Origin of the sequence: Mesorhizobium tianshanense (assembly GCF_007830515.1) — a bacterium.
Taxonomy (GTDB): Bacteria; Pseudomonadota; Alphaproteobacteria; order Rhizobiales; family Rhizobiaceae; genus Mesorhizobium; species Mesorhizobium tianshanense.
In genome coordinates this window covers 264,793-287,190 of sequence record NZ_VLKT01000002.1, presented here as the reverse complement: position 1 = coordinate 287,190, position 22,398 = coordinate 264,793, and the positions used below count along the sequence as shown (strand labels likewise).

Sequence of the window (22,398 nt, the reverse complement as noted above, 5' to 3'; positions counted from 1 at the left end):
CCGACGCCGGCTATCGCGGCCACAACGCACCGCAGAGCCACAAGTTCAGGGTCTTCACCGCCGGCCAGAAGCGCCGCGTCACCCCAGCCATCAAGCGCCAGATGCGGCGGCGGTCGGCGGTCGAGCCCGTCATCGGCCACATCAAGAGCGAACACAGAATGGGCCGCAACTACCTCGCCGGCCGCCAGGGCGACGCCCTCAACGCCATCCTGGCCGCCGCCGGCTACAACTTCTCCCTCCTGCTCAGGTGGCTGAAGGATTTTTTGTCGCTCTTGATCGCCCTGCTTCAACTTCGGCCGAAGTCGGTCGCCGCTTAGGGCCCGGATTGTTCACGGTCGACGAACTAAGCAAGGAAACCTCAGGCGGCGTTCGCGCCCGATTCCTTGTCAAGAACCATGTAGTCCAGCGGCATTTCGGTCGTGTACTTGATCTGCTCCATGGCGAACGAAGACGACACGTCGCGAATCTCGATCTTGGCGATCAGCCGCTTGTAGAAGGCGTCGTAAGCAGCAATGTCGGGTACCACCACGCGCAAGAGATAGTCGACGTCGCCGCTCATGCGGTAGAACTCGACCACTTCCGGAAATTCCTGGATAACCTCCGAAAAGCGCCGCAGCCATTCATGGCTGTGCGAATTCGTGCGGATCGACACGAATACGGTGACCCGCACATTCACCTTTTCATGATCGAGGATGGCAACGCGCCGCTTGATGACGCCTTCCTCCTCGAGCTTCTGGATGCGCCGCCAGCAGGGCGTCGTCGACAACCCGACTTTCTTGGCGACATCGGCGACCGCGAGCGTCGCGTCCTCCTGCAAGAGGCGGAGGATTTTTCTGTCAAGGCGGTCCATTGAGCGCTCCCGTGGGAATGGCTAGGAATAGATTGGCTATAATCCTTCTTATTTTGGCCGTTCACAAGAAAGAAATTCTGCCGGATGGCGCAAAAGCGAGTGATTTCTTGCTCGCGCCTCAGCCGAGGCGATAGCGGATTTCCGCCCTCAGAAACGGCAGCAAATCCATTTCAAACCACGGATTGCGCTTCAGCCAGCCGGTGTTGCGCCATGACGGATGCGGCAGCGGCAGCACTTTCGGGCTGCTGGGCGCATCCCAGATGGCGCGCCAATCCATCACCGTCTCCGTCAGCGAGGGCCGGCGCGCAGCGCCCATGTGCCAGGATTGCGCATAGCTGCCGATCGTCAGCACTAGGTCGATGCGCGGCATCAGCGCTATCAGCGGCGCACGCCAGGCCGGCGCACATTCGCGGCGCGGCGGCAGGTCGCCGCCCTTGGCATCCTGGCCGGGAAAGCAAAAGCCCATCGGCACAATGGCGAATTTTGTCGTATCGTAGAATTCCTCGCTGCTGACGCCCAGCCAGCTTCGCAACCGATCGCCGGAGGCGTCCGTGAACGGCATGCCTGACATATGCACTTTGGTGCCCGGCGCCTGGCTGGCGATCAGGATGCGGGCGCTCGACGAGGGTCTCAGCACCGGGCGCGGCTCGTGCGGCAACGGCTGGCCGACCGGGTTTTCGACGCAGATACGGCAGCCGCGTACCCTCGCCGCGAAGTTTTCCAGCTCTTCGCTCATTCCCGGGGGACTCATTCTCAGGCGGCGGCGCTCGGCCGGCTGGAAATCGCCTGATGCCAGCGCAGCACGTTGGCGCAGTCTTCCGGCACCTTGATACGCGCCGGCTTCATGAAGTCGATGGCGATCAGCCCGGTAATGTCGGCGATCGAATAGGCATCGCCGGCGACGAATTCCCGGTCCGCCAACTCGTCGTCGAGGAGTTTCAGGAATCCGACGGCCTTAGGCTTGTTGGCTTCGCCCCATTCGGGAATTTGCGGAACCTCCCACTCTTTCATCGCCGGGTGGATGTGCCGGAACGCGGCGGCGACGCAACCGAGCAGATTGAGCTCCATGCGTCTTTGCCACATCTCGACCAGCGCCTTGCCGAGCGCGCCGCGCCCGAACAAAGCCGGCTCCGGATGCAGTTCCTCGAAATAGCGGCAGATGGCGACGGATTCGGTGATGACGGTGCCATCGTCGAGTTCGAGCACCGGCAGACGCTGCAGCGGGTTGCGCGAACTGACCGGCTCCTGCTTATGTCCGAGCGCGCCCATGTCGACGGGCACCAGCGGAACCTCGATCCCCTTCTCTGCGAGGAAAACCCGAACCCGCCTTGGATTGGGCGCCCGGCCACCATCGAACAGCTTCATTCCATTCTCCCGATTTGCTCCAACAATTATAGCGATCCTCATCAGAAGCGAAAAATTTCTCGCAAGGCATCGCCGATCGAAGCCAAAGTGCCGTGCTTTCTCTCGACCGCCTGGCGATCGTGGCTCTCGCGCCAATCGTGCGGCTCGTCGAAAGTGCCGGCCCAGATGCCGGCCTTGCCGGAACGCGCGGCGGCTTCCTCGGTTTCGAAATCGCCATAGGCGACCGCCCAGCCGGCCTCGACCTGGGCGCGGTTGAGATCCTTGTCGCCGGCCTTGCAATCGCCAAGCAGCCGGCCGTATCGGTCGCGCTGCCAGCCGGTGCAGGAGACGGGTTTGCCTGATATCAGCCGCACCAGTGACTGCCGCGCCAGTTTGCCGCAAGGATAGTCGGCGCCGTCCTTGCGGCAGATTTGCGAATACTCCGGTGCGTCGATGCCGCGCATGCGGATGCGCTCGGTACCGAGCGTGATCGTGTCACCGTCATTGATGACGGCGGCCCCCGCCGTCCTGCGCGTCTCGATCCGGTCAAGGCGCGCCGCCAGAACGACCAGCAGACCGAGAACGATGACGGTCAGTGCGTAGTCCACCAGCCGGCGCCACAGGCTTCGCGGCCGCGGCGGTACGTATCGCTGCCGCGGTCGCCGCGACCACGAACGGCTCATATGGCAAACCGTTGGTTAATCATTCGAACGTAGCTTAACACTTTGAAACCGCTGCGCGCATAAATCGAAGTCTCCATGCCCTTGCAACGCTCGACCACAGCGGACAAGTTTATTGTGGACCGCAGGAAACCCCATCGCAACAGCGATGTGGCGCGCGCGGTGCGCAAGACGCGCGACCGTCTTTCGCAGCAGGCGGGCAACCCCGATTTCGACCGCGAGCTTTTGAAGCTCCACGCCCAGGCGATGACAGGCAACGCGATCGTCGTTCCGCTTCTCGTCCTGGCAGCCGCGGCGACGGGCCTGTTTGCTGGGGTGGGTCGGGAAATTGGCGTTTGGATGCTCTTTACACTCATCTGCTACGCCATCGTCGTGTTCATGGCCAGGCGCGTCGATCGGACGGAAGCTGCCGAACTCAACCCGCTGCATACGCACAGTGATTTCTTGATAGGCCATTTCCTTTGCGGCCTGGGCTGGGCTTGGTTCGCCTGGCTCGGTTGCGATGCTTGCCAGGTCGATCAGTTCCAGCTCATCAAAGCGGTGGTGCTGCTGCTTGCCATGGCGACGACCGCGATCACAGCATCATCCCTGCGCGGTGCGCTGCTGTCGACCTTCGCCGTTCCGGTGGCGGTCTACGCCTATGCCGGTGCGCGGCACTGGATGCCGGTCGAGCTGATCATGGCCGGGTTGCTGATCGTCTCGCTACCCTTCTTCGCCTATGTGGCGCGCAACCTCAATCGCGCGTCCTTGATGGTGCTCTCGTTCCGTTCCGAAAAGGATGCGCTGATCGCCGAATTGGAGACGGCGAAATCGATGTCGGATGAAGCGCGGCGACGGGCGGAAGACGCCAATCTGGCAAAGTCGCGGTTTTTGGCCTCGATGAGCCACGAGCTGCGAACGCCGCTCAACGCCATTCTCGGTTTCTCGGAGGTAATGGCGAACGAAGTGCTCGGACCGATGAGCAACCCGACCTATCGCGATTATGCCCGCGACGTCCATGAGTCCGGTCAGCATCTGCTCGATCTGATCAACGAAATCCTCGACCTGTCGCGCATCGAGGCGGGCCGCTATCAGCTTAACGAGGAGCCGATGATGCTGCTCTCCGTCGTCGAGGATTGCTGTCATATGATGGAGCTGAAGGCGCGCAACAAGGACATCCGTATCGTCCAGGATTTCGAAAATGCCTTGCCGCGCCTGTTCGCCGACGAACGCGCAGTGCGACAGATCGCGCTCAACCTCCTATCGAATGCCATCAAATTCACCGGGACTGGCGGTGAAATCCGCGTGCGCGTCGGCTGGACTGCGGGCGGCGGCCAATACCTCTCCGTCAAGGACAATGGCCCGGGCATACCGGAAGACGAGATTCCGATCGTGCTGTCCGCCTTCGGCCAGGGCTCGATCGCCATCAAGAGCGCCGAACAAGGCACCGGGCTCGGCCTGCCGATCGTCCAGGGCCTGCTCGCCATGCATGGCGGCGAGTTCGAGCTCCATTCCAAACTGCGCGAAGGCACCGAGGCGATCGCCATCTTCCCGTTGAGCCGGGTGATGGAGGAATTGCCGGCACTGCCGACCAAGACGGTTGCCGCGCGCCGGCGATAGACGCCTAACGAACCGCCGCCGCCATGCCCGAGCTGGTGAGCGCCGCCGCCTTGACCAGGCCTGCGGCAAGGGCCGCCCCTGCCCCCTCGCCGTGACTCACGCCGAGATCAAGCAGCGGGCGCAGGCCGACCCGCCCGGCGGCCCGAGCATGTGCAGGCTCTGGCGACAGGCTGGCAAGAAGACAATGGTCGAGCGCGGTGGGATTGGCTGCATGCAGCGCGGCGGCGGCGGCGGTCGCCACCAATCCATCGAGCAGCACCGGAATCTTCTGCATCCGGGCAGCGAGGATGGCGCCGGCGATCGCTGCCAATTCACGGCCGCCAACCCGGCGCAGCGCTTCGAGCGGATCCCTCAGGCTTGTGCCGTGGAAGGCTAGCGCGGCATCGACCACCTCGGCCTTCCGTGCCTGCATCGCCGCATCCGCGCCCGATCCGGGTCCGACCCATTCGGCGCCACTGCCGCCGAACAGCGCCGCACACAAGGCGGCGGCGACGGTGGAATTGCCGACACCGAGATCGCCAAGGCAAAGCAGATCGGTGCCGCCGGCGATCGCTTCCATGCCGAAGGCCATGGTGGCGGCGCAGCCACGCTCATCAAGTGCTGCGTCCTCGGTGATATCGGCGGTCGCGATGTGCAGCGCAAGATCGAACACTTTCAGCCCCAGATCGTTGGCGATGCAGATCTGGTTGACCGCAGCACCCCCGGCCGCGCAAAGCTCGACCGCGTTCGCCGTGGCAGCGACAGGCCGCGGCGAAATGCCGTGACGAGCGACACCATGATTGCCGGCGAAGATCGCCACAAGGGGCCGGTTCACCGCCGGCTGCGCACGGCCGCTCCAGGCGGCGAGCCACGCGGCGATGTCCTCGATGCGGCCGAGTGAACCTTTGGGCTTGTCGGCCTTGGCAAACAGCGAGCGGACGCGGGCTTCGGCCGCCGTGTCGGCCGGCGGCAGGGTCGCCAGAAGATTGCGAAAATCGTCGAAGGGCAGCGCGCTGGTCATGTCGTTGGTGATCATTCCCTGAGTTGGTGAGCGGCATAGCCGCCCTGCTCGGCCGGCACAACTGCCTGCATTGACGCGAATGCGGTTGCCGGTGGCGCATTTCGGAGGGCTTGCATTGGCCTTGCCGTCGCACCATGTGGAAGCGAGACAAGGGATTCCTGACGGAATCCTGTGAGAACATTATGACGGCCATCGACTCTCCATGCATCCTGGTCTGCTCGATCGATATGAAAACCGGCTTCTGCTTCGGTTGCGGTCGCACACGCGAGGAAATCGGCGCCTGGATCGACATGGCTCCTGAGGTCCGCCGCAATGTCATGGCCGAGCTGCCGGCCCGGTTGGAAACGGTCGAGCGGCGACCGCGCCGGGAAACCCGCCGCACCCGCCTGGCGCACGAACGCGACGCTCTCTCATGAGCCACATATGAACCGGCTTTTCTGGGTTTTGATGATCGCGATCGGGTTGGGCGTGGCCCTGCTCATGCTCAACGATTCCGCTGGCAGCACGTTCGGCTTCGAGAATCATGATTTCGGCCGGCTAGTCTGGCTTGGCGCATTGGTCGCGCTCATCGGAGCTGGCCTGCTTCGATCAGGCCGGTCCTTAGGCGCCATGGCGCAAAACCTCGGCATTTGGGGCGTCATCGTGCTCGCACTGATCGCCGGCTATCAGTACCGTTACGAATTGCAGGATTTCGCCAGCCGGGTAACGGCTGGCCTTGTTCCCGGCAGTCCGCTGGCATTGGGCCTGGAAGACGGCCACGCCACGGTGACCCTGGACAAGGCCAGCAATGGCCATTTCGAAGCGCGCATCATGGTCAACGGCACGCCGGTCCGGGCCGTGGTCGATACCGGCGCAACCAGTACCGTGCTGACCGCGCAGGACGCGCAAGCGGCCGGGTTCAATTCGGCCGCTCTCGACTTCACCATACCGGTTTCCACCGCAAACGGCATGGCGCGCGCCGCCGCCGTGAGAATCGACGAATTGGCGATCGGCGGGATCGTGCGCAAGGACATGCCGGTCATGATCGCAGCGCCCGGCATGCTCGGCCAGAGCCTGCTCGGCATGAATTTCATCGGCTCACTGTCCGGTTTCGACGTGCGCGGCGACCGCATGACCTTGCGCGATTGAACAGTCGGGCGGCTTGGCGCCGCTCAGTGAGCGTTGAGCATCTCGACCGCTTGATCAAACCGGCCATCCCGTTCCGCCCAGCGCAGGAAGCCGACGCGCTCCACCAGGATCTCCTTGGGTGTCGGCTCACGACTGAACAACGCCATCACCTCGTCCATGAACGCATCGAGCGGCATATACTCGTCACGCGTTGATTGGCCGGGCGTGAGTTCAGTGCGAACCGCGGGCGGCGCGAGCTCGATCACTTCGACCCTGCCCCTGAGCTGCTCACGCAGCGACACCGTATAGGAATGGATCGCCGCCTTGGTGGCGTTGTAGGTCGGCGTGCCGCTCAACGGCACGAAGGCGAGGCCTGACGAGACGTTGACGATCACGGCGTTTTGCCGGGCCGCCAGATGGTCGATCAGCGCGTTGGTGAGGCGGATCGGCCCGAACAGGTTGGTGACGATCGTCTCCTCCGCATCGCTAAGGTCGCGGGTCCTGGTCAGATCCTCGCGACGCATGATGCCGGCATTGTTGATGAGCACGTTGAGCGCCGGGTACTCAGCGATTACGCGCTTGGCAAATGCTGTGATTGCTTCCGGATCTTCGATATTGACGACCATTGCGCGCATGCCTTCACGCCCGGCGATCGTCTGTTCGAGCGCTTCCCTGCGCCGTCCCGCAACGATCACAGTGTTTCCAAGCGCATTGAAGCGCAGCGCCAATTCCTGCCCGATCCCGGATCCGCCACCCGTGATGAGGATCGTGTTTCCTGTCATTTTCATCGTTCTGTGGTCCATGCTACGGGAGCCATGGTGACAGCCGCCAGTACGGCTCGTCTCGGTAGCTCGTTCTGTCCAGACATATGGCTCCCTTTCCCTGTCGAGCGGGCTGCTCGGTCGGGGCATTTCATACCGAACGGCGCGGACGGCAGCTTGCCAACGCATGCGCAAAACTTGCGCGATCCTGCAGCCCAGGTGATGTTTGTCTCTGCCGGCATGCTAGGATCGCCCCGTTGCAGGAGACATTACATGGACGCACTCAAACACGCCGTTCACACCTATGCCGCCCGCCACGCAAACCGGGATGGCCTGGTGCTGACGCCGGTGCCGGGCCTGCGGATGATGTGCGTCGAGTCACCGCTTGGCGACATGCATTCGATCTATCGGCCGCTGGTCTGTCTGGTTCTACAGGGCGCCAAGCTCATGACCGTGGGCAGGGAGCAGCAAGTCTTTTCCGCCGGACAATCCGTGATCGTGAGCGCGGACATGCCGGTCGTCGGACGGATCGTGCAGGCAAGCCGGCGCGAGCCCTATCTGGCCGTGGCGGTAGAACTCGAGATGACGCCGCTGCGCGAGGTCGCCGCGCAGTTGAGCAGCGTGCGTGCGCAGCGTCCGTCAGAGACACGCACTTTGTTTGGTGAAGACACCAATGCCGCGATTCTGGATTGTGCGGTGCGCCTGATGCGCTTGCTGGACCGACCGGATGCCACGTCGCTCCTGCGCCCCGGAATTATGCACGAACTGCACTATTGGCTTCTCTCCGGCCAGCACGGCGCAGCCTTGCGGTCGCTTGCCGATCCGGACAGCCATGCGAGCCGCCTCGCGGCGGCCATCGCGATTCTCAGAACCGAGTATCGAGAGCGTATTCCCGTCGAACGCTTGGCGGCGGCAGCGGCGATGAGCCTGACGGCCTTCCACAAGCATTTCAAGCACATGACGTCGCTGACGCCAGGACAGTACCAGAAGCGGCTTCGCCTGGTCGAAGCACGCCGCCTCATGCTCGATGAGGGCTTTTCGGCAACCAGCGCTGGGTTCGAGGTCGGCTACGAGAGCATCTCGCAATTCACGCACGAATATCGCCGCACGTTCAAGGCGCCGCCAAAGCGAGATGCGTTGCGCACTCGATCCATGTCACACGGGATCAGAGAAGAAATGCGGGGCGGCGAGCGGGCAAGCGCCGCTTAGCTTTTCAGCTTTGCCTCAGCTATCGACGGTCCTCCGGATTTCCGAACGAACCGCGGAAGTCGTGCGCGGCGACCGCATGATCTTGCGCGATTGAACAGTCAAGCTGCTTCGGCGTCCGTCCCGCTGAAATCGATTGCAGCGAAAGCCACCTTCAGCACATCCGGTCCGGCGCCGGGCCTTGTCGCATCGGTCGAAAGGATCTGCCGGTAACGGCGCGCACCGGGCAGGCCGTGGAACGAGCCGACCATGTGACGGGTGACATGGCCAAGCCGCCCGCCCCGCTCGATATGGCGCGCCGCATAGTCCGCCATGGCATCGATCAGCGCGGCAAAATCAAACACGTTGGGTTTGTCACCGTAAAACGCGGCGTCGACGCCCGCCAGAATGCCCGGCGTATGATAGGCGGCGCGGCCCAGCATGGCGCCGTCGACATGATCGAGATGCTGAAGCGCTTCTTCAACCGACTGAATTCCGCCGTTTATGCCAATGAATTTGTTTGGCTTTCTGGCTTTCAGCCGATAGACGCGGCTATAGTCGAGCGGCGGGATTTCGCGGTTTTCCTTCGGGCTCAGCCCTTCCAGCCACGCCTTGCGGGCGTGCACCCACAGCGCGTCGGCGCCGGCCGCGAACACGCCGTCCGCCAGCCCATCGAGCGCCGGCTCGGGATCCTGCTCGTCGACGCCGATGCGGCATTTGACGGTGACGGGGATGCCGACAGAAGCCTTCATCGCCGCGACGCAATCGGCGACTAGAACCGGTGCTTTCATCAGGCAGGCGCCGAACGTACCCGACTGGACGCGGTCGGACGGGCAGCCGACATTGAGATTGATCTCGTCATAGCCGAAGGTCTCACCGATGCGCGCCGCCTCGGCAAGCTTCTGCGGATCGGAGCCGCCGAGCTGCAGCGCGACCGGATGTTCCGCGTCATCGAAGCCGAGCAAGCGCTCGCGCGCGCCTTGGATGACCGCATCGGCCACGACCATCTCGGTGTAGAGCAGCGCTTGGCGCGTCAACTGGCGATGGAAGAACCGGCAATGCCGGTCCGTCCAGTCCATCATCGGCGCGACGGCAAGTCTGTGATCTACCATCTTCATTTAATTATCTTTTTTCTACCTCAGCCCGTCCAATGCCCGTCGAAATCTACACGATCCGGCCGCATTTGACCGCCTCAATAGGCCCTGTTCAATCAGCCTGTCCAGAGTATCCGCGAAGTTGTGAATACCGGCCGATCTGCTCAGGGGTAAGCAACTCGGCCATGTCGAGATGATAGCGCAGGTGCGCTGCCCGTAGCTCGCCTTGCACGTCGGCGATGGCTTTTGTCATGTCGACGAGGTGCACGGACGTTATCTTCCGTTCGGAAAACAAGCGGTCCAATTCGCTCTCTTTCTCGATAATCCGTCTTCCGAGCGGGATGGTTTCTGCCTTCATCTGATCCAAAAGGGCCTTGGTCCGCGACGCCTGTTCGTCGGTGAGGTCAAGAGCATTTCGGAGTTCGAGGACATGTGACGGACCCGGGTAGAAATTGAGTTCGGCCGCCAGCGCCAGGCCCATCCCTCGTCCCGCCATAAGGTCGGCGATCTGCTCGCCGGAGAGCGCCTTCACGCGGCGCGTCTCTATTCCGGAATAAGACGAAGGGATTTGGTCCTTTTCTTCAGTGGCCTTGTGATGGTCGATGCCATGCTGTTGCGCCAGCCCGTGAGAGACGGCGAGAAAAGCCAGCATGAGGGACAGCACGGCAATAGGGATGCGGTTCATCGAGAGATCTCAGCGTTTCGTTTCTGCGACGTTTGACACGGCCGCGGGAACTGAAACATGATTGCGATCATGTCGGAACTCCTCTTCGGGCAATTCCTCGAGCTCGCGGAACGCGAGCAATCTCTCCCTGCCGGCAGTGTCCTTTTTCGTATGGACGACCCGGTTCTGTCGCTCTTCCTGGTCACCGCGGGAGAACTGCGCCTTGTCCGGGCACTTCCTGAAGGCTTTCAGCTGACATTGCAGCGTGCCAGTGCGGCTTCGATCCTGGCCGAGGCTTCGCTGTTTGCGGATCGATACCATTGCGATGCCTTGGCAGTTGAGGAATCCACGGTGCGCGCCGTGCCGATCACCAGGGCCAAGGCCGTGCTCGAAAACGATCGAGCGCTGGCCTCCGCACTGCTACGACACCTGGCGGGCGAGGTCCACCGGACGCGGGCGCGGGCCGAGATATTATCCCTGAAATCCGTCGCGGCGAGAGTTAGTGCCTGGAAGGCATGCAACGGCGGTGTCTTGCCGCCCAAGGGACGCTGGCATCATGTTGCATCGGAAATCGCCGTTACGCCGGAGGCGTTTTATCGGGAGCTTGCCCGCCGGCGATGATGTGCCGCCGGCATGATCTATTCCCACATACCGCCAGGAAAAGATCACTAAGCGCGCACGTTTCCGTTAGGTGATGTCGTCTGAACGATCGTTCTGGGCGGCGATCCGTTTCTGGACCGTGGCCCGCAAGGCGTCGTTGATACGGTCCTGCCAGCCCGGTCCGTCCGCCTGGAAATAATCCAAGACAGCCCGATCAATCCTGATTGAAACAAGCTCTCTGACATTTGGAACAGCTGCGGTTTCGCGAACCGGTGCGGCCGGCTTCTTGATGGGCTTGAAGGCGGCTTCGGCGGCGGCCATCGGATTTGTCGGTCGGCGTGGAGGATTTGCCATTGTTGGTCCTGACTGGAGATAACGTATCGGAGGAGACATCCAACGCAATGCGCATCCCAATGCTTCGGCACACTGCCGGGAACAGTGATTCGAATATTGACGCAAGACATGGTAGTCTCTCGCCTTGGATCCTCGGGAGGAGGAGATGCGCGCCATCGCATTTTTTGCCGGCGTGTTGGTGGCTACGCCCTCGATGGCGGCGGAGCAACTGGTCTTTTATACCGCCAATTTTCCAGATGCCACCTCGGTCCAGCTTAGCGTCGTGAATAACCGTGTTTCGCTGTATGGGGATTATGACTTTGACGTCGCTATTGGCCTCGTCGAGACGGACGCGAACGGCGTCATCAAGTACGAAGATGCCGGCAGGCATCATGCACGCGTTCGCTGTAATTATCCGGCATATGTGAGCGTGGGTACGCGAAAATATCCCATAAGGATACCGCTGAGCCGCCCCGCACATGACGACTGGAAAGAAAATCTCTGGATGATTTTCTGCGCAGCCCCTTCATCCTGACGTCGGTACTCTGGCATTCTCGACAGAACAGCGCCGCGGATTGACGTTTCAACCCGCGGTCCTGGATCACTTGATGTCGGTGACCGTGATGCGTCCGTTGACGCGGTCGGCTCTGAACTCGATCGCCTGGCCCGTTTTGACTTTATCGAGCAGGCCCTGCTCCGCGACGACGAACACCATCGTCATCGCGGGCATGTCTAGATTGGTCAGCGGCTCATGCTTGATCGTCAGCTTCTGCTGTTTGGCGTCGACCTTGACGACTTCGCCCTTCACGTATTCCTGCGCAAGCGCGCTGCCGCCGAGCACGAGCACGAGCGCGAGTGTCGAGAGTGCCTTTATCAATGGTGTCATGATTGTTTCCTTTGCGGTTTTGTCAGTCAGTTGGCGACGCTGATGTCACCCTTCATGCCGGAATCGTAGTGACCTGGAATCAGACAGGCGAAACCGAATTCGCCGGCATTGGCGAAGGTCCAAATGATCTCGCCTCTGGCGCCGGGAGCCAGGCGGATCGAGTTGGGATCGGCGTGTTCCATTTCGGGGAACTTCTCCATCAGCGCCTTGTGCTCCATGATCCCGTCATGGACGTCCATGACGAATTCGTGGTCGACTTGGCCCTTGTTGACGAACTTCAGGCGAACGGTCTCACCCTTCTTCACCTTGAGCATGGCTGGTTGGAACAACATCGTCCCATCGTCCTTTTCCGACATCGAGATGTTGACGGTCCGATTTGCCTTGCCAGCCTCGCCAGGGTTGCCGATCGGCATTGCGGCGGCTTTGTCGCCATGGCCTCCGGCGTGGGTTCCCGCGGCAAGAGCTGTTCCGGAACTGGCCGCCATCAAAACGGCCGCTGCGATTATACGTTTCATGCTGCACTTTCTCTCATTGTTGAGGTTGAGGGGGTTTCGGGTTCTCATCCCTGTTTGCCGTGACCGCCGTGCGTTGCCGGGGCCATCGTTTTTGCGTCGCCTGATTTCGTCGGAGCGGGGACATCTCCCTTCCACTCGTAAGCCACGGTTCCCTCCGGGTGCTGGTACCAGCCCGGATCGGCGTAATCGTTCGAGGCGAGGCCCTCGCGAACCTTGACGACCGAGAACATCCCGCCCATCTCGATGGCGCCGAATTGGCCCCAGCCGCTCATCATCGGGATCGTGTTGTCGGGGAGTGGCATCTCCATCTCGCCCATGTCGGCCATGCCGCGGTCACCCATGGCCATATATTCGGGCTGGACCCGGCGGATCTTGTCGGTGACCTTCGAGTTGTCGACGCCGATGAGCGTGGGCACATCGTGGCCCATGGCGTTCATTGTATGGTGCGACTTATGGCAGTGGATCGCCCAGTCGCCCTCGTATTTGGCTTCGAACTCATATGCCCGCATGGCGCCGACGGGGATGTCGATCGACACCTCCGGCCACCGCGCCTCCGGCCGAACCCAGCCGCCATCGGTGCAGGTCACCTCGAAGTCGTAGCCATGCATGTGGATCGGATGGTTGGTCATGGTCAGGTTGCCCACACGGACCCTGACCCGGTCGTTTTTCGCCACTGGAAGATGACTGATCCCCGGAAAGACGCGGCTGTTCCAGCCCCAGAGATTGAAATCCGTCATCTCCATGATGCGCGGGACGTACGACCCCGGTTCGATGTCGAAGGCGTTCAGCAGGAACACGAAATCGCGGTCCACTCGCATGAATTTCGGGTCTTTGGGATGAATGACGAAGAAGCCCATCATGCCCATGGCCATCTGGACCATTTCGTCGGCGTGCGGGTGGTACATGAATGTGCCGCTCTTCACGAGGTCGAACTCGTAGACGAAGGTCTTGCCGGGAGGGATTCCGGGCTGGGTTAGACCGGTCACGCCGTCCATGCCGTTGGGCAGGATCATGCCGTGCCAATGGATCGTCGTGTGCTCCAGCAACTTGTTTGTCACGAAGATGCGGACCCGATCGCCCTCGACCGCCTCTATGGTTGGGCCGGGAGATTGACCGTTGTAGCCCCAGAGATAGGCAGTCGTGCCGGGCGACAACTCGCGCTCGACCGGCTCGGCTACGAGGTGGAACTCCTTCACGCCGTTGTTCATGCGATGCGGAAGTGTCCAGCCGTTGAGCGTCACGACCGGCTGGTAGTCCGGTCCGTTCGTCGGGAAGATCGGCGGCTGCATGTCGGGGGACTCCATGATTGGAGCGTCGGGGAGCCCCATCGCAGACGTTTTGGTCCATGCAGTGGCGCCGGCGAGCAGAGCTCCCGCGCCTAGCAACTGACGTCTTGAAAGCATTTTCTTCTCCTTGCGTTCAGTGGCCTTCAGCGCCCGCTTCGGCCGCGGCCGGTGCGTCGCCGCCTGCGGCCGAGCTTGCGCCGCCGCCGTGGATGGCGCTTCCGAGATTGACGTCGGCCAGCCAGAAATTGCGCTTGGCGTTGAGGGAAAGCATGATCGAGCTGATTTTCGCGCGTGTGTCCGCCAGCAACTCGAACGTGTTGGTGATCATGCCGTTGTAGGTGAGGACCGATTCCGCCTCGATCTTTGTTCGCAGCGGCACGACATTGTTCCGATAGTGCCGGGCAATGTCGTAGGTCGAACGGTAGGCGTCATAGGAGGATCTGGCCTCCGACCGGATATTGACTGCCTTTTCCGCCATCCGATTTGCAGCTTGCATATAGGCAAGCTCGGCCTTGCGCATGCGTGCCTTGCCGGTATCGAAAATCGGAATGACGAACTCGAGTTCCAGAGTGGGTGAGACAGTCTTCTCGGTTCCGCCCTCCTCAGACTCCTCGCGTTCGACCTCCACGCCGGAAAGCAGTTCCAGATCGGTGACGTAGCGCGTCGCCTCGGTCAGACCGTAGGATTTCGCCAGCGCTTCCAACTCAAGCTTCGCGATCTCGAGGTCGACGCGATTTTTTAGCGCCTCCGCCTCGATCGCGCGTTTGGCCTTGGCGCCCTTCGGCAAGGCAGGAAGCATGTTTGGGACTGAGTAACTGACATCCGGTCCCCATAGACCCATCAGCCGGGTGAGTTCCTCCTTGGCGGTCCGTGCGGCGAGCCGCGCCTCCGCCGCCTGACCGGTGATCTCGGCATAGAAGACATGCTCGCGGGCTTGGCCGGTCTTTGTGAAGGCGCCGGTCTCGCCAAGCTTTTGAGCGAGTTCGGAGGCAGCGTCGGCGGCGGCTTGCGCCTTGGTCAGATAGGAAACACGCTCCCAGGCCGAGACCGCATTGATCCAGGCCCGCCGCGTGTCCGCGGCCAGTCGCAGTGTTTCTTCGGCGGCGCGGAGCTGGGCCTGACGGAAACGCGCATCCGCGACCGCGACGCGCCGCTTATGGGTCGCCAGCGCAAGGATGTTGCCGACCACCGCCCCCTCAATCGTCCGCACAGGATCGACGCCGATCATGCCGACCGAGATCGTCGGATTGACGAGCATCGATTCCTGCCACATGTCGGCCGCCGACAGGCCGATCTCGGCGTAGGCGACCTGCAGGCCCTTGTTGTTGAGCAAGGCAACCTGCACCGCGGTATCTGGGCCGACTGTCTTCTTCTGGACCAGGCGCTTCACGCGCTCCGAGACCGTTCGTGCTTCTTCGGCGGACTGCACCCACACGCTTTCCTTGCCAGTCACGGATTCGGCACGCGCGGCGACTGTCGTGAAGCCGGCCATGGGTTCTGAAATGCCCTCAAGGGCCCCGCCGGTCGCGCATCCGGCAGCGATCAGCGGGATGGTTATGACCACAGCCATGGTCAGAGGCCGGCGCTTCATGATCCGGCTCCCGGCTTCGCAGGGGAGCGTTCTGTATTGCGACGCCGCCAATTCTGCGGATCGACAGGCTCCCGGTGGCGATAGTCGGCGACGACCGGGTGGTAGTGCATATCACGGACGCCCATTACGGGATCGGCCGGATTGAAGGCGGGAAGGACGTCCGGCGGGGTGGTTGCCGCACATCCGGCAACGAACAGCGATGCGAGCATCGCGAAGCTTGCGATTTTCATTATAGACCTGAAGCTTGACGTGTGCGTTTGGCCGCGCGGGAACGGATTCCCGACGCTGCGCGCGAACGCCCCGAAAGGGGCGCGTCAGTTCAGATGTCTGGGGGGCCTTATGAGCGCTGCGTATTCGCCAAGCGGCAAGGTGACGGCAACCACCGGCGCAAAGCAGCGGGAGACGACATGCTCCATGTCAGGGCAGTCGACCGGCACCGCATTCGCCGGCGCGCAATGGACTTCACAGCTTTTGTCGGCGGATTGCTTGGCGCCGTGATGATGCTCCGGCCTGTCCGTGTCGTCCGTCGTAGCGCCGTGATCGCCCATGTCGTGTGCGGGCATCTCGGCTTGGATATCCATCCTGACTTGGGAACCCTTGGCCTTCGCTGTGGCGAACAGACCAGGCTGGAGAGCCGACATGACCAGGAATACGACCGCCAGCAATGCCCTGAGCGGTATGTTTCCTAGGATCGTGATTCGACCAACAGTCTTCATCGGCCCTTCCGACAATTGTTCGGCTGATTTGTCAAGGCCGCCTGCTGCAGTGCAACCAAAAGTGAAGGCCGTTGCAGGAACGGTATTGCTCGAAGCCGCCATGCGCCACAACATTTTTCATACATTTTTGTAAGGCTTGCTTACGGCTCATGTGCAAATGAACGCAACCGTGCGCTGTGATGTCCGCGATTTAGGTCAGGCTCAGCACCGCTCCGGCGACGACCAGATAACGCGAAACCTTCGCGAGCGCGACGATTGCGACAAAGCTCCATAACGGCTCGCGCAAAACCCCAGCGACCACGGTCAGCGGATCGCCGACGATCGGCATCCAACTCAACAGGAGCGACCATTTTCCATAACGGCGATACCAGGTCGTGGCGCGGCTAAGCGTTGCGGGGCGCAGCGGAAACCAGGGTCTGTCCCGGAAGCGTTCGACCCCTCGACCAAGTCCCCAGTTCACCGCCGAGCCAAGGACGTTGCCTATGCTGGCGACAAGAACCAGCATTGCGGGCGAGAAGGAACCGGTCGCGAGGAGCCCTGCAAGGGCGGCCTCCGACTGCGCCGGAAGGATGGTTGCCGCGGCGAAGGCAACGAGAAACAGGCCGCCGTAGACGGCAAGGCCATCCATCTACGTTTCGCCTTGCGGAGCGGACTTCACAGTTGCACATCGATCACGACCATCAGTCCGCCACCCTCCTTCTCTTCGTTGTTGCTGTTGTCGAGCGCACACGAAAAATAGCCACCTTCGCAAAACGCCCATGCGAGCCTCTGGGCGCATCCAACTCCGTCGCAAGGGCTGCTACGCGAGCGAGACCTTCCCTGAGACGGGATGATGGACGACGCTGGGCTATCGAGGCGGAGCGCCAAGTCGATCGTGGCCAGACACCAGGCGCGCCACGCTTTCACGCGCCTCAAGACGCTCGTCCTTCATATCGACGACATGTGCGATGTCGGCAAGCCCTTTTTGCTTGAAAGCCGCAACGCTCGAGATGCCGAAGCGGCAGCTTGCGAATTGCAACATTGGGGTCTCTTGACCCGTCATCGGAATGGTCGGGACTGCGTGCGTCGGCCGAACTTGATCAGCGTGCTTAAAGCCGGATACCTCTCTCAGATCTGGAGGTGCTGGAGGACACGAGTCCCGTTTCAAGAAAACCACGGACAGAGGTAAGTTCCCTGCGCGTTCTCCGCTCCTTGACACTCCGCCATTTTCGCGGCAGTTTTCGATCAATAGGTCAGACCAATTTACCGATCCGAGGTCAGCCCGATGAGTCTGTTGAAGTAGAACTGGGTGACAATGCCGATCCAGGCCGTTGAACCGCGTCGACTTTACCGGCGAATCGCCGATCAGCTCAGGCAGTTGATCGACGCGGGCGAGTTCGCGGTCGGCGATCGCCTGCCGACCGAACGCGAACTGGCCGATCAACTGGGCATCTCCCGCCCGACCGTCCGTGAAGCGCTGATCGCGCTCGAGGTCGAGGGGCGGATACGCATTCGCGTCGGCTCCGGTATCTACGTCACCGATCCGCCACGTGCCGACGTATTGGCGGCAGAGATGGATGAAGGCCCATTCGAATTGTTGCGGGCACGTGAGTTCATCGAGGGAGCAATCGCCGCCGAAGCCGCCCTCCACGTTGGGCCGGTCGACCTCGAACATATGGACGACGTGTTGCGCCGCATGGAGGACATCCCTCACCCGACCAAGATGACGATCGCGCTCGACCGCGAGTTCCATACCACGGTGGCGGGAATTCTGGGAAACGCTGTCCTGGTGCGCTGCATCGGCGAGCTTTTCGACCAACGCATGAACCCATATTTCGAGCTGCTGTCGAGCTATTTCGAGAACAGGGATTCCTGGCGGGCCGCCGCTGAGGAGCATCGCGCGGTGCGCGACGCGATCGCGTCGCGCGAGCCCGAAAGGGCGAAAGCCGCCATGCAGGAACATCTGCGCCAGTCGCAACTGAGATTCTCACGTAATTTCGGTGAGAAATCCGTGGCCAGGGAGGTCGCGGAATAGGAGTCTGCCGACCGGGAGGATCCTGTCGGCACAGTCGAAATCCAATCACAGGGAGGAATATGATGCTGAGAAAATACGCCGTTCTGCTCGGCACGATCGCCGCGATCGCTCTGCCCATGGCTTCGGCCTCTGCACAGACCGCGCTGAAATGGGCTCACGTCTACGAAACGTCCGAACCCTTCCACACGGAGTCCGTGTGGGCGGCGGAAGAGATCAAGAAGCGCACCGACGGCCGCTATACGATCGACGTCTTTCCGGCTTCGCAGCTCGGCAAGGAATCCGACATCAACCAGGGGCTGACCCTCGGCACGGTCGACATCATCATCTCCGGATCGAGCTTCGCCGCCCGTGAATTCCCGCCGATCGGGGTGACCTACTTCCCGTTCACCTTCCGCGATGCGGTTCATCTGCTCGCTTACACCAAGAGCGACAAATACAAGGAATTGACCGGCGGCTACGAAGAGGCGTCCGGACATCACATCACGGCGACCACCTACTACGGCACGCGTCACACGACCTCCAACCGGCCCATCGAGAAATGCGCCGACATGCAGGGCCTGAAGATCCGCGTGCCTGATGTGCCGGCCTATCTCGCCATGCCGCGCGCCTGCGGCGCCAATACCGCGCCGATCGCCTTCGCCGAGGTCTATCTCGCCTTGCAGCAAGGCACGGTGGAAGCGCAGGAAAACCCGCTGACGACGATCGACGCCAAGAAGTTCTACGAGGTGCAGAAGCACATTGTCCTGACCGGGCATATCGTCGATCATCTCAACACGATCGTGTCGCAATCACGCTGGTCGCAATTGTCGGACGAGGACAAGGCGATCTTCACCGAGGTAATGCAGGAAGCCGCCGCACGAGCGACAAAGATCATCGTCGATCGCGAAAAGGCCCTGGTTGAGACCTTCAAGGAGCGCGGTCTCACCGTCACTGAAGTCGATCGCGCCGATTTCGAAAAGAACGTGATGGAGAAGGTGACGTTCGAGGAATTCGGCTACCGCAAGGAAGACTGGGAGGCGATCCGCGCCGTCAAGTAACCTTCAATCCGGGCCCGGCGCGACAAGCGCGTCGGGTCTGTTGAGCCCACTGCCCCAACAGTGTCCGGAGCTTGCCGATGACCCAAGAGAGCCACACCCAGGTTACCCCCGAAGAACTGGCGCATGCATTCGAGGAAGAAACCGCGCCCGTCGATCTGTCGCGATACGCGGTGGAGGACTGGTTCACGCTCGCCGTGTTCTGGGGCATGTCGCTCTGCGTGTTCCTGCAGTTCTTCACGCGCTACGTCATGAACAACAGTCTTGCCTGGACCGAGGAGATCGCGATCAACTGCCTCGTTGTCGTGGTCTTCCTGGGCTCGGTCATGTGCACGCGCATGACACGCCACATCCACGTCGACGTGCTCTATCATTATCTCCCCGCTGGGGCGGGGCGCTACCTGGCGCTTGCAGTCAATCTGATCACCATTTGCTTCTTTGCCTATATGTCCTGGCTCCTCTGGCGCTATGTCGGCATCGTCCACCGCGAGCGGATGGTCACCATCAACCTCCCGCGCAACGTCGTCTTCTACGCCGTCTTCGCCGGTTTCGTGCTGATGATGCTGCGCGCCATACAGGTATTCGTCGGCAACATCCGCCGTGGCTACTCGGCGCTGGAGCGCCCCGCCGCGTTCGACGGACTGGGGGAATAGGCCCATGCTGCTTCTGATCGGAGCCTTTCTCGTCCTGATGCTGGTCGGCGTGCCTGTCGCTGTGTCGATGGCGGTGTCGTCGCTGCTCTATCTCGTCTTCTACGGCGTGGCGCCCGACATCATCGCCGCGCAGCGCATGATCGCCGGTGTCGAGAGCTTTCCGCTGCTTGCCGTGCCGTTCTTCATCTTCGCCGGCAATCTCATGAACATCGCCGGCGTCACCGGTCGGATCTATTCCTTCGCCCTGGCGCTTGTCGGCTGGATGAAGGGCGGCCTCGCGCAGGTGAACATCATCGGATCGGTGGTCTTCGCCGGCATGTCGGGCGCGGCCCTTGCCGACGCCGCCGGAATCGGCACCATCGAGATAAAGGCCATGCGCGACCACGGTTATCCCGTGGAGGCGGCCGTCGGCGTCACCGCGGCCTCCTCGACGCTCGGCCCAATCTTCCCGCCGTCGCTGCCTTTCGTCATCTACGGCATGATGGCCAACGTCTCGATCGGCGCGCTGTTCATGGCCGGCATCCTGCCCGGCCTCGTCATGACGGTGCTGATGATGGTGACGGTCGCGATCTTCGCCTACCGCCGGGGCTGGGGTTCGGACACGCCGTTCAAATTGAGCCGGCTCGCCGCCGCCTCGATCGAGGTGGCCGTTGTGCTCTGCTTTCCGCTGGCCGTTTATGTCCTTGTCGAGATGGGACTGTCGCTCAATGTTGCCGTTGGCATCGCGCTCGTCATCCTGATCGCCTGCGACTGGTATTTCGACTTCTCCGCCGTCATGGCGCTCATGACTCCGATCATCCTGATCGGCGGCATGACCATGGGCTGGTTCACGCCGACCGAAGCGGCCATGGCCGCCGTCATCTGGTCGTTGTTTCTCGGGCTCGTGCGCTATCGCACGATGACACTGGCAGCCTTGGCCAAGGCCAGTTTCGACACGATCGAGACGACCGCGTCGGTTCTCTTCATCGTCACGGCGGCGTCGATCTTCGCCTGGTTGCTAACGGTCAGTCAGGCGGCGCAGCTCTTCTCGGTCTTCATCACATCGCTGACCGAAAACAAATGGGTGTTCCTGATCCTGGTGAACATCCTGATGCTGGTAGTCGGCTGTTTCCTCGACACGATCGCCGCGATCACCATCCTTGTGCCGATCCTCCTGCCGATCGTGGTCCTCTACGGGATCGATCCGGTGCATTTCGGCCTGATCATGACGCTCAATCTGATGATCGGTCTCCTCCATCCGCCGCTCGGCATGGTGCTGTTCGTCCTCTCGCGGGTTGCCAAGCTGTCGGTCGAGCGTACGACCATGGCAATTCTGCCCTGGCTCGTCCCGTTGGTCGTCGCGCTGATCCTGATCACCTTCATTCCCGCCCTCACGCTGTGGCTGCCGACGCAAATGGGGCTGATCCGATGATCGACCGCGCAGTCGCCGCGACGCTGTTCGGCTCCCAGGATCTGCGTGTCATCGAGCACCCACTCGACCCCCTCGCGCCGGGAATGGTGCGCGTGCGCTTCGGCGCAGGCGGCATCTGCGGTTCCGACCTGCACTATTTCCGCCATGCGCGGACCGGCGATTTTGTCGTCACATCGCCGCTCGTGCTTGGTCACGAGGTCGCCGGAGAGATCGTCGAAATCAGCGCGGACGCGCCCGGACTTGCTGTCGGCGATCGCGTGGCGGTCAACCCGTCGCGCTGGTGCGGACGATGCGCGCGATGCGCGGAGGGCCGCGCCAATCTCTGCGAGAACATCTATTTCATGGGCTCGGCGTCGAAAACGCCGCACATGCAAGGTGGTTTTGCCAGCCTGTTCGACGCCACGCCCGCGCAATGCATCAAGGTTCCGCCTGATGTCGCCTACCAGGCGGCGGCACTCGCCGAACCGCTCGCCGTCAGCCTGCACGCTGTGGCACGGGCCGGCGACATTGCCGGCAGCAACGTCATCCTGTTCGGCGCCGGCCCGATCGGGCTTCTGACCATGCTCGCCGCCAAGCTCAAGGGATGTGGCGACCTCACCGTCGCCGACATAGCAGAGGCGCCGCTCGCCTTCGCCAGCAAACTTGGAGCAGACAGGACGATCGACCTTTCCAGCGGCGACGACGAGCTCAAGGCGTTTGCGGCCGACAGGGCGATCGATGCCGCGTTCGAGATTTCAGGCACCGCGGCGGGCCTCGCGGCGGCGATCGCCAGCGTCCGGCGCGGCGGCACGGTCGTTCAGGTCGGCAATCTTCCGGGCGGTCAGATCCCCGTGGCGGCCAATGCGGTGATGGCCAAGGAAATCAATCTGAACGGCACGTTTCGTTTCGGCGTGGAATTCAACCAGGCGGTCGATCTCATCGTCGGCGGGGATATAGACGTCCTGAAGCTGGTGACCGCCGAACGCCCCCTCTCCTCGGCCCGCGATGCGTTTCGGCTGGCCGCCGACCGCTCGCAGAGCGTCAAGGTCGTGCTGACCGCCGAATGAGGTTTTCCAAGCGCATGCGATCGGCCGCG

29 protein-coding genes are annotated in these 22,398 nt (G+C 62.0%); 13 read left to right on the top strand and 16 right to left on the bottom strand.

All coding sequences use genetic code 11. From position 1 onward, the window contains the following. Window positions 1-317 (top strand): transposase (locus IQ26_RS02850; protein WP_208760093.1); only part of this gene is annotated, 317 nt, incomplete at its 5' end. Window positions 318-358: 41 nt separating this feature from the next. On the opposite strand, the gene IQ26_RS02845 is transcribed toward IQ26_RS02850, so the two are convergent. From IQ26_RS02845 to IQ26_RS02830, 4 genes are all read right to left on the bottom strand, one after another. Continuing rightward, complete coding sequence (locus IQ26_RS02845; protein ID WP_006333679.1) at window positions 359-850, bottom strand: Lrp/AsnC family transcriptional regulator; 492 nt, start codon at window positions 848-850, stop codon at window positions 359-361. Window positions 851-968: 118 nt separating this feature from the next. After that, window positions 969-1,664: a uracil-DNA glycosylase family protein gene (locus IQ26_RS02840; RefSeq protein ID WP_145712979.1), complete on the bottom strand. Its 696-nt coding sequence runs from the start codon at window positions 1,662-1,664 to the stop codon at window positions 969-971. Further along, on the bottom strand, window positions 1,604-2,215 hold the full coding sequence (locus IQ26_RS02835) for a glutathione S-transferase (RefSeq protein ID WP_145712975.1): 612 nt from the start codon (window positions 2,213-2,215) through the stop codon (window positions 1,604-1,606). The genes IQ26_RS02840 and IQ26_RS02835 overlap by 61 nt, the downstream gene beginning before the upstream one ends. Before the next feature lie 41 nt (window positions 2,216-2,256). Beyond that, window positions 2,257-2,877 (bottom strand): thermonuclease family protein, encoded by a 621-nt coding sequence (locus IQ26_RS02830; protein WP_145712972.1) that lies wholly within the window; start codon window positions 2,875-2,877, stop codon window positions 2,257-2,259. 75 nt (window positions 2,878-2,952) lie between these two features. On the opposite strand from IQ26_RS02830, the gene IQ26_RS02825 reads away from it, so the two are divergent. After that, the gene (locus tag IQ26_RS02825; protein ID WP_145712969.1) at window positions 2,953-4,473 is read left to right on the top strand and encodes a sensor histidine kinase; all 1,521 of its coding nucleotides are present in this window, start codon (window positions 2,953-2,955) and stop codon (window positions 4,471-4,473) included. A 4-nt stretch (window positions 4,474-4,477) separates the two neighbouring features. Here IQ26_RS02825 and IQ26_RS02820 read toward each other — a convergent pair whose 3' ends face one another. Continuing rightward, window positions 4,478-5,473: a nicotinate-nucleotide--dimethylbenzimidazole phosphoribosyltransferase gene (locus tag IQ26_RS02820; RefSeq protein ID WP_145713023.1), complete on the bottom strand. Its 996-nt coding sequence runs from the start codon at window positions 5,471-5,473 to the stop codon at window positions 4,478-4,480. A 182-nt stretch (window positions 5,474-5,655) separates the two neighbouring features. On the opposite strand from IQ26_RS02820, the gene IQ26_RS02815 reads away from it, so the two are divergent. Together IQ26_RS02815 and IQ26_RS02810 are read left to right on the top strand one after the other, a co-directional pair. Then, window positions 5,656-5,889, top strand: a complete 234-nt coding sequence (locus tag IQ26_RS02815) for a DUF1289 domain-containing protein (protein WP_145712965.1) — start codon at window positions 5,656-5,658, stop codon at window positions 5,887-5,889. 7 nt (window positions 5,890-5,896) lie between these two features. Beyond that, window positions 5,897-6,601, top strand: coding sequence for a TIGR02281 family clan AA aspartic protease (locus tag IQ26_RS02810; protein ID WP_145712962.1), 705 nt, complete (start codon window positions 5,897-5,899; stop codon window positions 6,599-6,601). 23 nt (window positions 6,602-6,624) lie between these two features. Here IQ26_RS02810 and IQ26_RS02805 read toward each other — a convergent pair whose 3' ends face one another. Beyond that, complete coding sequence (locus IQ26_RS02805; protein ID WP_145712958.1) at window positions 6,625-7,368, bottom strand: SDR family oxidoreductase; 744 nt, start codon at window positions 7,366-7,368, stop codon at window positions 6,625-6,627. Window positions 7,369-7,614: 246 nt separating this feature from the next. Here IQ26_RS02805 and IQ26_RS02800 point away from each other — a divergent pair, with 246 nt between their 5' ends. After that, a complete protein-coding gene (locus tag IQ26_RS02800) occupies window positions 7,615-8,550 on the top strand; it encodes an AraC family transcriptional regulator (protein WP_145712954.1) in 936 nt (311 codons plus the stop codon). A 98-nt stretch (window positions 8,551-8,648) separates the two neighbouring features. Here the strand turns inward: IQ26_RS02800 and dusA are convergent, their stop codons facing one another. Next, window positions 8,649-9,644, bottom strand: coding sequence for a tRNA dihydrouridine(20/20a) synthase DusA (dusA, locus tag IQ26_RS02795; RefSeq protein WP_407660278.1), 996 nt, complete (start codon window positions 9,642-9,644; stop codon window positions 8,649-8,651). 88 nt (window positions 9,645-9,732) lie between these two features. Then, window positions 9,733-10,305, bottom strand: coding sequence for a Spy/CpxP family protein refolding chaperone (locus IQ26_RS02790; RefSeq protein ID WP_240546968.1), 573 nt, complete (start codon window positions 10,303-10,305; stop codon window positions 9,733-9,735). A gap of 69 nt (window positions 10,306-10,374) precedes the next feature. Between IQ26_RS02790 and IQ26_RS02785 the strand changes: the two genes are divergently transcribed. Next, a complete protein-coding gene (locus IQ26_RS02785) occupies window positions 10,375-10,905 on the top strand; it encodes a Crp/Fnr family transcriptional regulator (RefSeq protein ID WP_162457848.1) in 531 nt (176 codons plus the stop codon). Window positions 10,906-10,971: 66 nt separating this feature from the next. Here IQ26_RS02785 and IQ26_RS02780 read toward each other — a convergent pair whose 3' ends face one another. Continuing rightward, window positions 10,972-11,238: a BrnA antitoxin family protein gene (locus IQ26_RS02780; protein WP_145712948.1), complete on the bottom strand. Its 267-nt coding sequence runs from the start codon at window positions 11,236-11,238 to the stop codon at window positions 10,972-10,974. Between the two features lie 145 nt (window positions 11,239-11,383). Between IQ26_RS02780 and IQ26_RS02775 the strand changes: the two genes are divergently transcribed. After that, the gene (locus IQ26_RS02775; protein ID WP_145712945.1) at window positions 11,384-11,752 is read left to right on the top strand and encodes a hypothetical protein; all 369 of its coding nucleotides are present in this window, start codon (window positions 11,384-11,386) and stop codon (window positions 11,750-11,752) included. A gap of 66 nt (window positions 11,753-11,818) precedes the next feature. Here the strand turns inward: IQ26_RS02775 and IQ26_RS02770 are convergent, their stop codons facing one another. From IQ26_RS02770 to IQ26_RS02745, 5 genes are all read right to left on the bottom strand, one after another. Beyond that, complete coding sequence (locus IQ26_RS02770; RefSeq protein ID WP_145712942.1) at window positions 11,819-12,103, bottom strand: copper-binding protein; 285 nt, start codon at window positions 12,101-12,103, stop codon at window positions 11,819-11,821. A gap of 26 nt (window positions 12,104-12,129) precedes the next feature. Next, window positions 12,130-12,618, bottom strand: a complete 489-nt coding sequence (locus tag IQ26_RS02765) for a cupredoxin domain-containing protein (RefSeq protein WP_145712939.1) — start codon at window positions 12,616-12,618, stop codon at window positions 12,130-12,132. A gap of 44 nt (window positions 12,619-12,662) precedes the next feature. Next, window positions 12,663-14,021: a multicopper oxidase family protein gene (locus tag IQ26_RS02760; protein WP_145712936.1), complete on the bottom strand. Its 1,359-nt coding sequence runs from the start codon at window positions 14,019-14,021 to the stop codon at window positions 12,663-12,665. Between the two features lie 16 nt (window positions 14,022-14,037). Next, complete coding sequence (locus IQ26_RS02755; protein ID WP_145712933.1) at window positions 14,038-15,495, bottom strand: TolC family protein; 1,458 nt, start codon at window positions 15,493-15,495, stop codon at window positions 14,038-14,040. A 314-nt stretch (window positions 15,496-15,809) separates the two neighbouring features. Further along, window positions 15,810-16,058 (bottom strand): hypothetical protein, encoded by a 249-nt coding sequence (locus tag IQ26_RS02745; protein WP_145712926.1) that lies wholly within the window; start codon window positions 16,056-16,058, stop codon window positions 15,810-15,812. 76 nt (window positions 16,059-16,134) lie between these two features. Between IQ26_RS02745 and IQ26_RS02740 the strand changes: the two genes are divergently transcribed. Beyond that, entirely contained in the window at window positions 16,135-16,344 is a 210-nt protein-coding gene (locus tag IQ26_RS02740; protein WP_145712922.1) for a hypothetical protein, read from the top strand. A 57-nt stretch (window positions 16,345-16,401) separates the two neighbouring features. Here the strand turns inward: IQ26_RS02740 and IQ26_RS02735 are convergent, their stop codons facing one another. Both IQ26_RS02735 and IQ26_RS39070 read right to left on the bottom strand, forming a co-directional pair. After that, window positions 16,402-16,839 carry a YqaA family protein gene (locus IQ26_RS02735; protein WP_145712919.1) on the bottom strand — a complete coding sequence of 146 codons (438 nt, stop codon included), beginning with the start codon at window positions 16,837-16,839 and terminating at the stop codon, window positions 16,402-16,404. A gap of 219 nt (window positions 16,840-17,058) precedes the next feature. Beyond that, on the bottom strand, window positions 17,059-17,232 hold the full coding sequence (locus IQ26_RS39070) for a hypothetical protein (protein WP_156090919.1): 174 nt from the start codon (window positions 17,230-17,232) through the stop codon (window positions 17,059-17,061). A gap of 273 nt (window positions 17,233-17,505) precedes the next feature. Between IQ26_RS39070 and IQ26_RS02730 the strand changes: the two genes are divergently transcribed. From IQ26_RS02730 to IQ26_RS02710, 5 genes are all read left to right on the top strand, one after another. Beyond that, a complete protein-coding gene (locus IQ26_RS02730; RefSeq protein ID WP_145712916.1) occupies window positions 17,506-18,225 on the top strand; it encodes a FadR/GntR family transcriptional regulator in 720 nt (239 codons plus the stop codon). Between the two features lie 62 nt (window positions 18,226-18,287). Further along, window positions 18,288-19,262 (top strand): sialic acid TRAP transporter substrate-binding protein SiaP, encoded by a 975-nt coding sequence (locus IQ26_RS02725; RefSeq protein WP_145712913.1) that lies wholly within the window; start codon window positions 18,288-18,290, stop codon window positions 19,260-19,262. Between the two features lie 77 nt (window positions 19,263-19,339). Next, complete coding sequence (locus IQ26_RS02720; RefSeq protein WP_145712910.1) at window positions 19,340-19,912, top strand: TRAP transporter small permease; 573 nt, start codon at window positions 19,340-19,342, stop codon at window positions 19,910-19,912. A gap of 4 nt (window positions 19,913-19,916) precedes the next feature. After that, window positions 19,917-21,323 carry a TRAP transporter large permease gene (locus tag IQ26_RS02715; protein ID WP_145712907.1) on the top strand — a complete coding sequence of 469 codons (1,407 nt, stop codon included), beginning with the start codon at window positions 19,917-19,919 and terminating at the stop codon, window positions 21,321-21,323. After that, window positions 21,320-22,369 carry an L-idonate 5-dehydrogenase gene (locus IQ26_RS02710; RefSeq protein WP_145712904.1) on the top strand — a complete coding sequence of 350 codons (1,050 nt, stop codon included), beginning with the start codon at window positions 21,320-21,322 and terminating at the stop codon, window positions 22,367-22,369. The genes IQ26_RS02715 and IQ26_RS02710 overlap by 4 nt, the downstream gene beginning before the upstream one ends. Window positions 22,370-22,398: the final 29 nt, after the last annotated feature.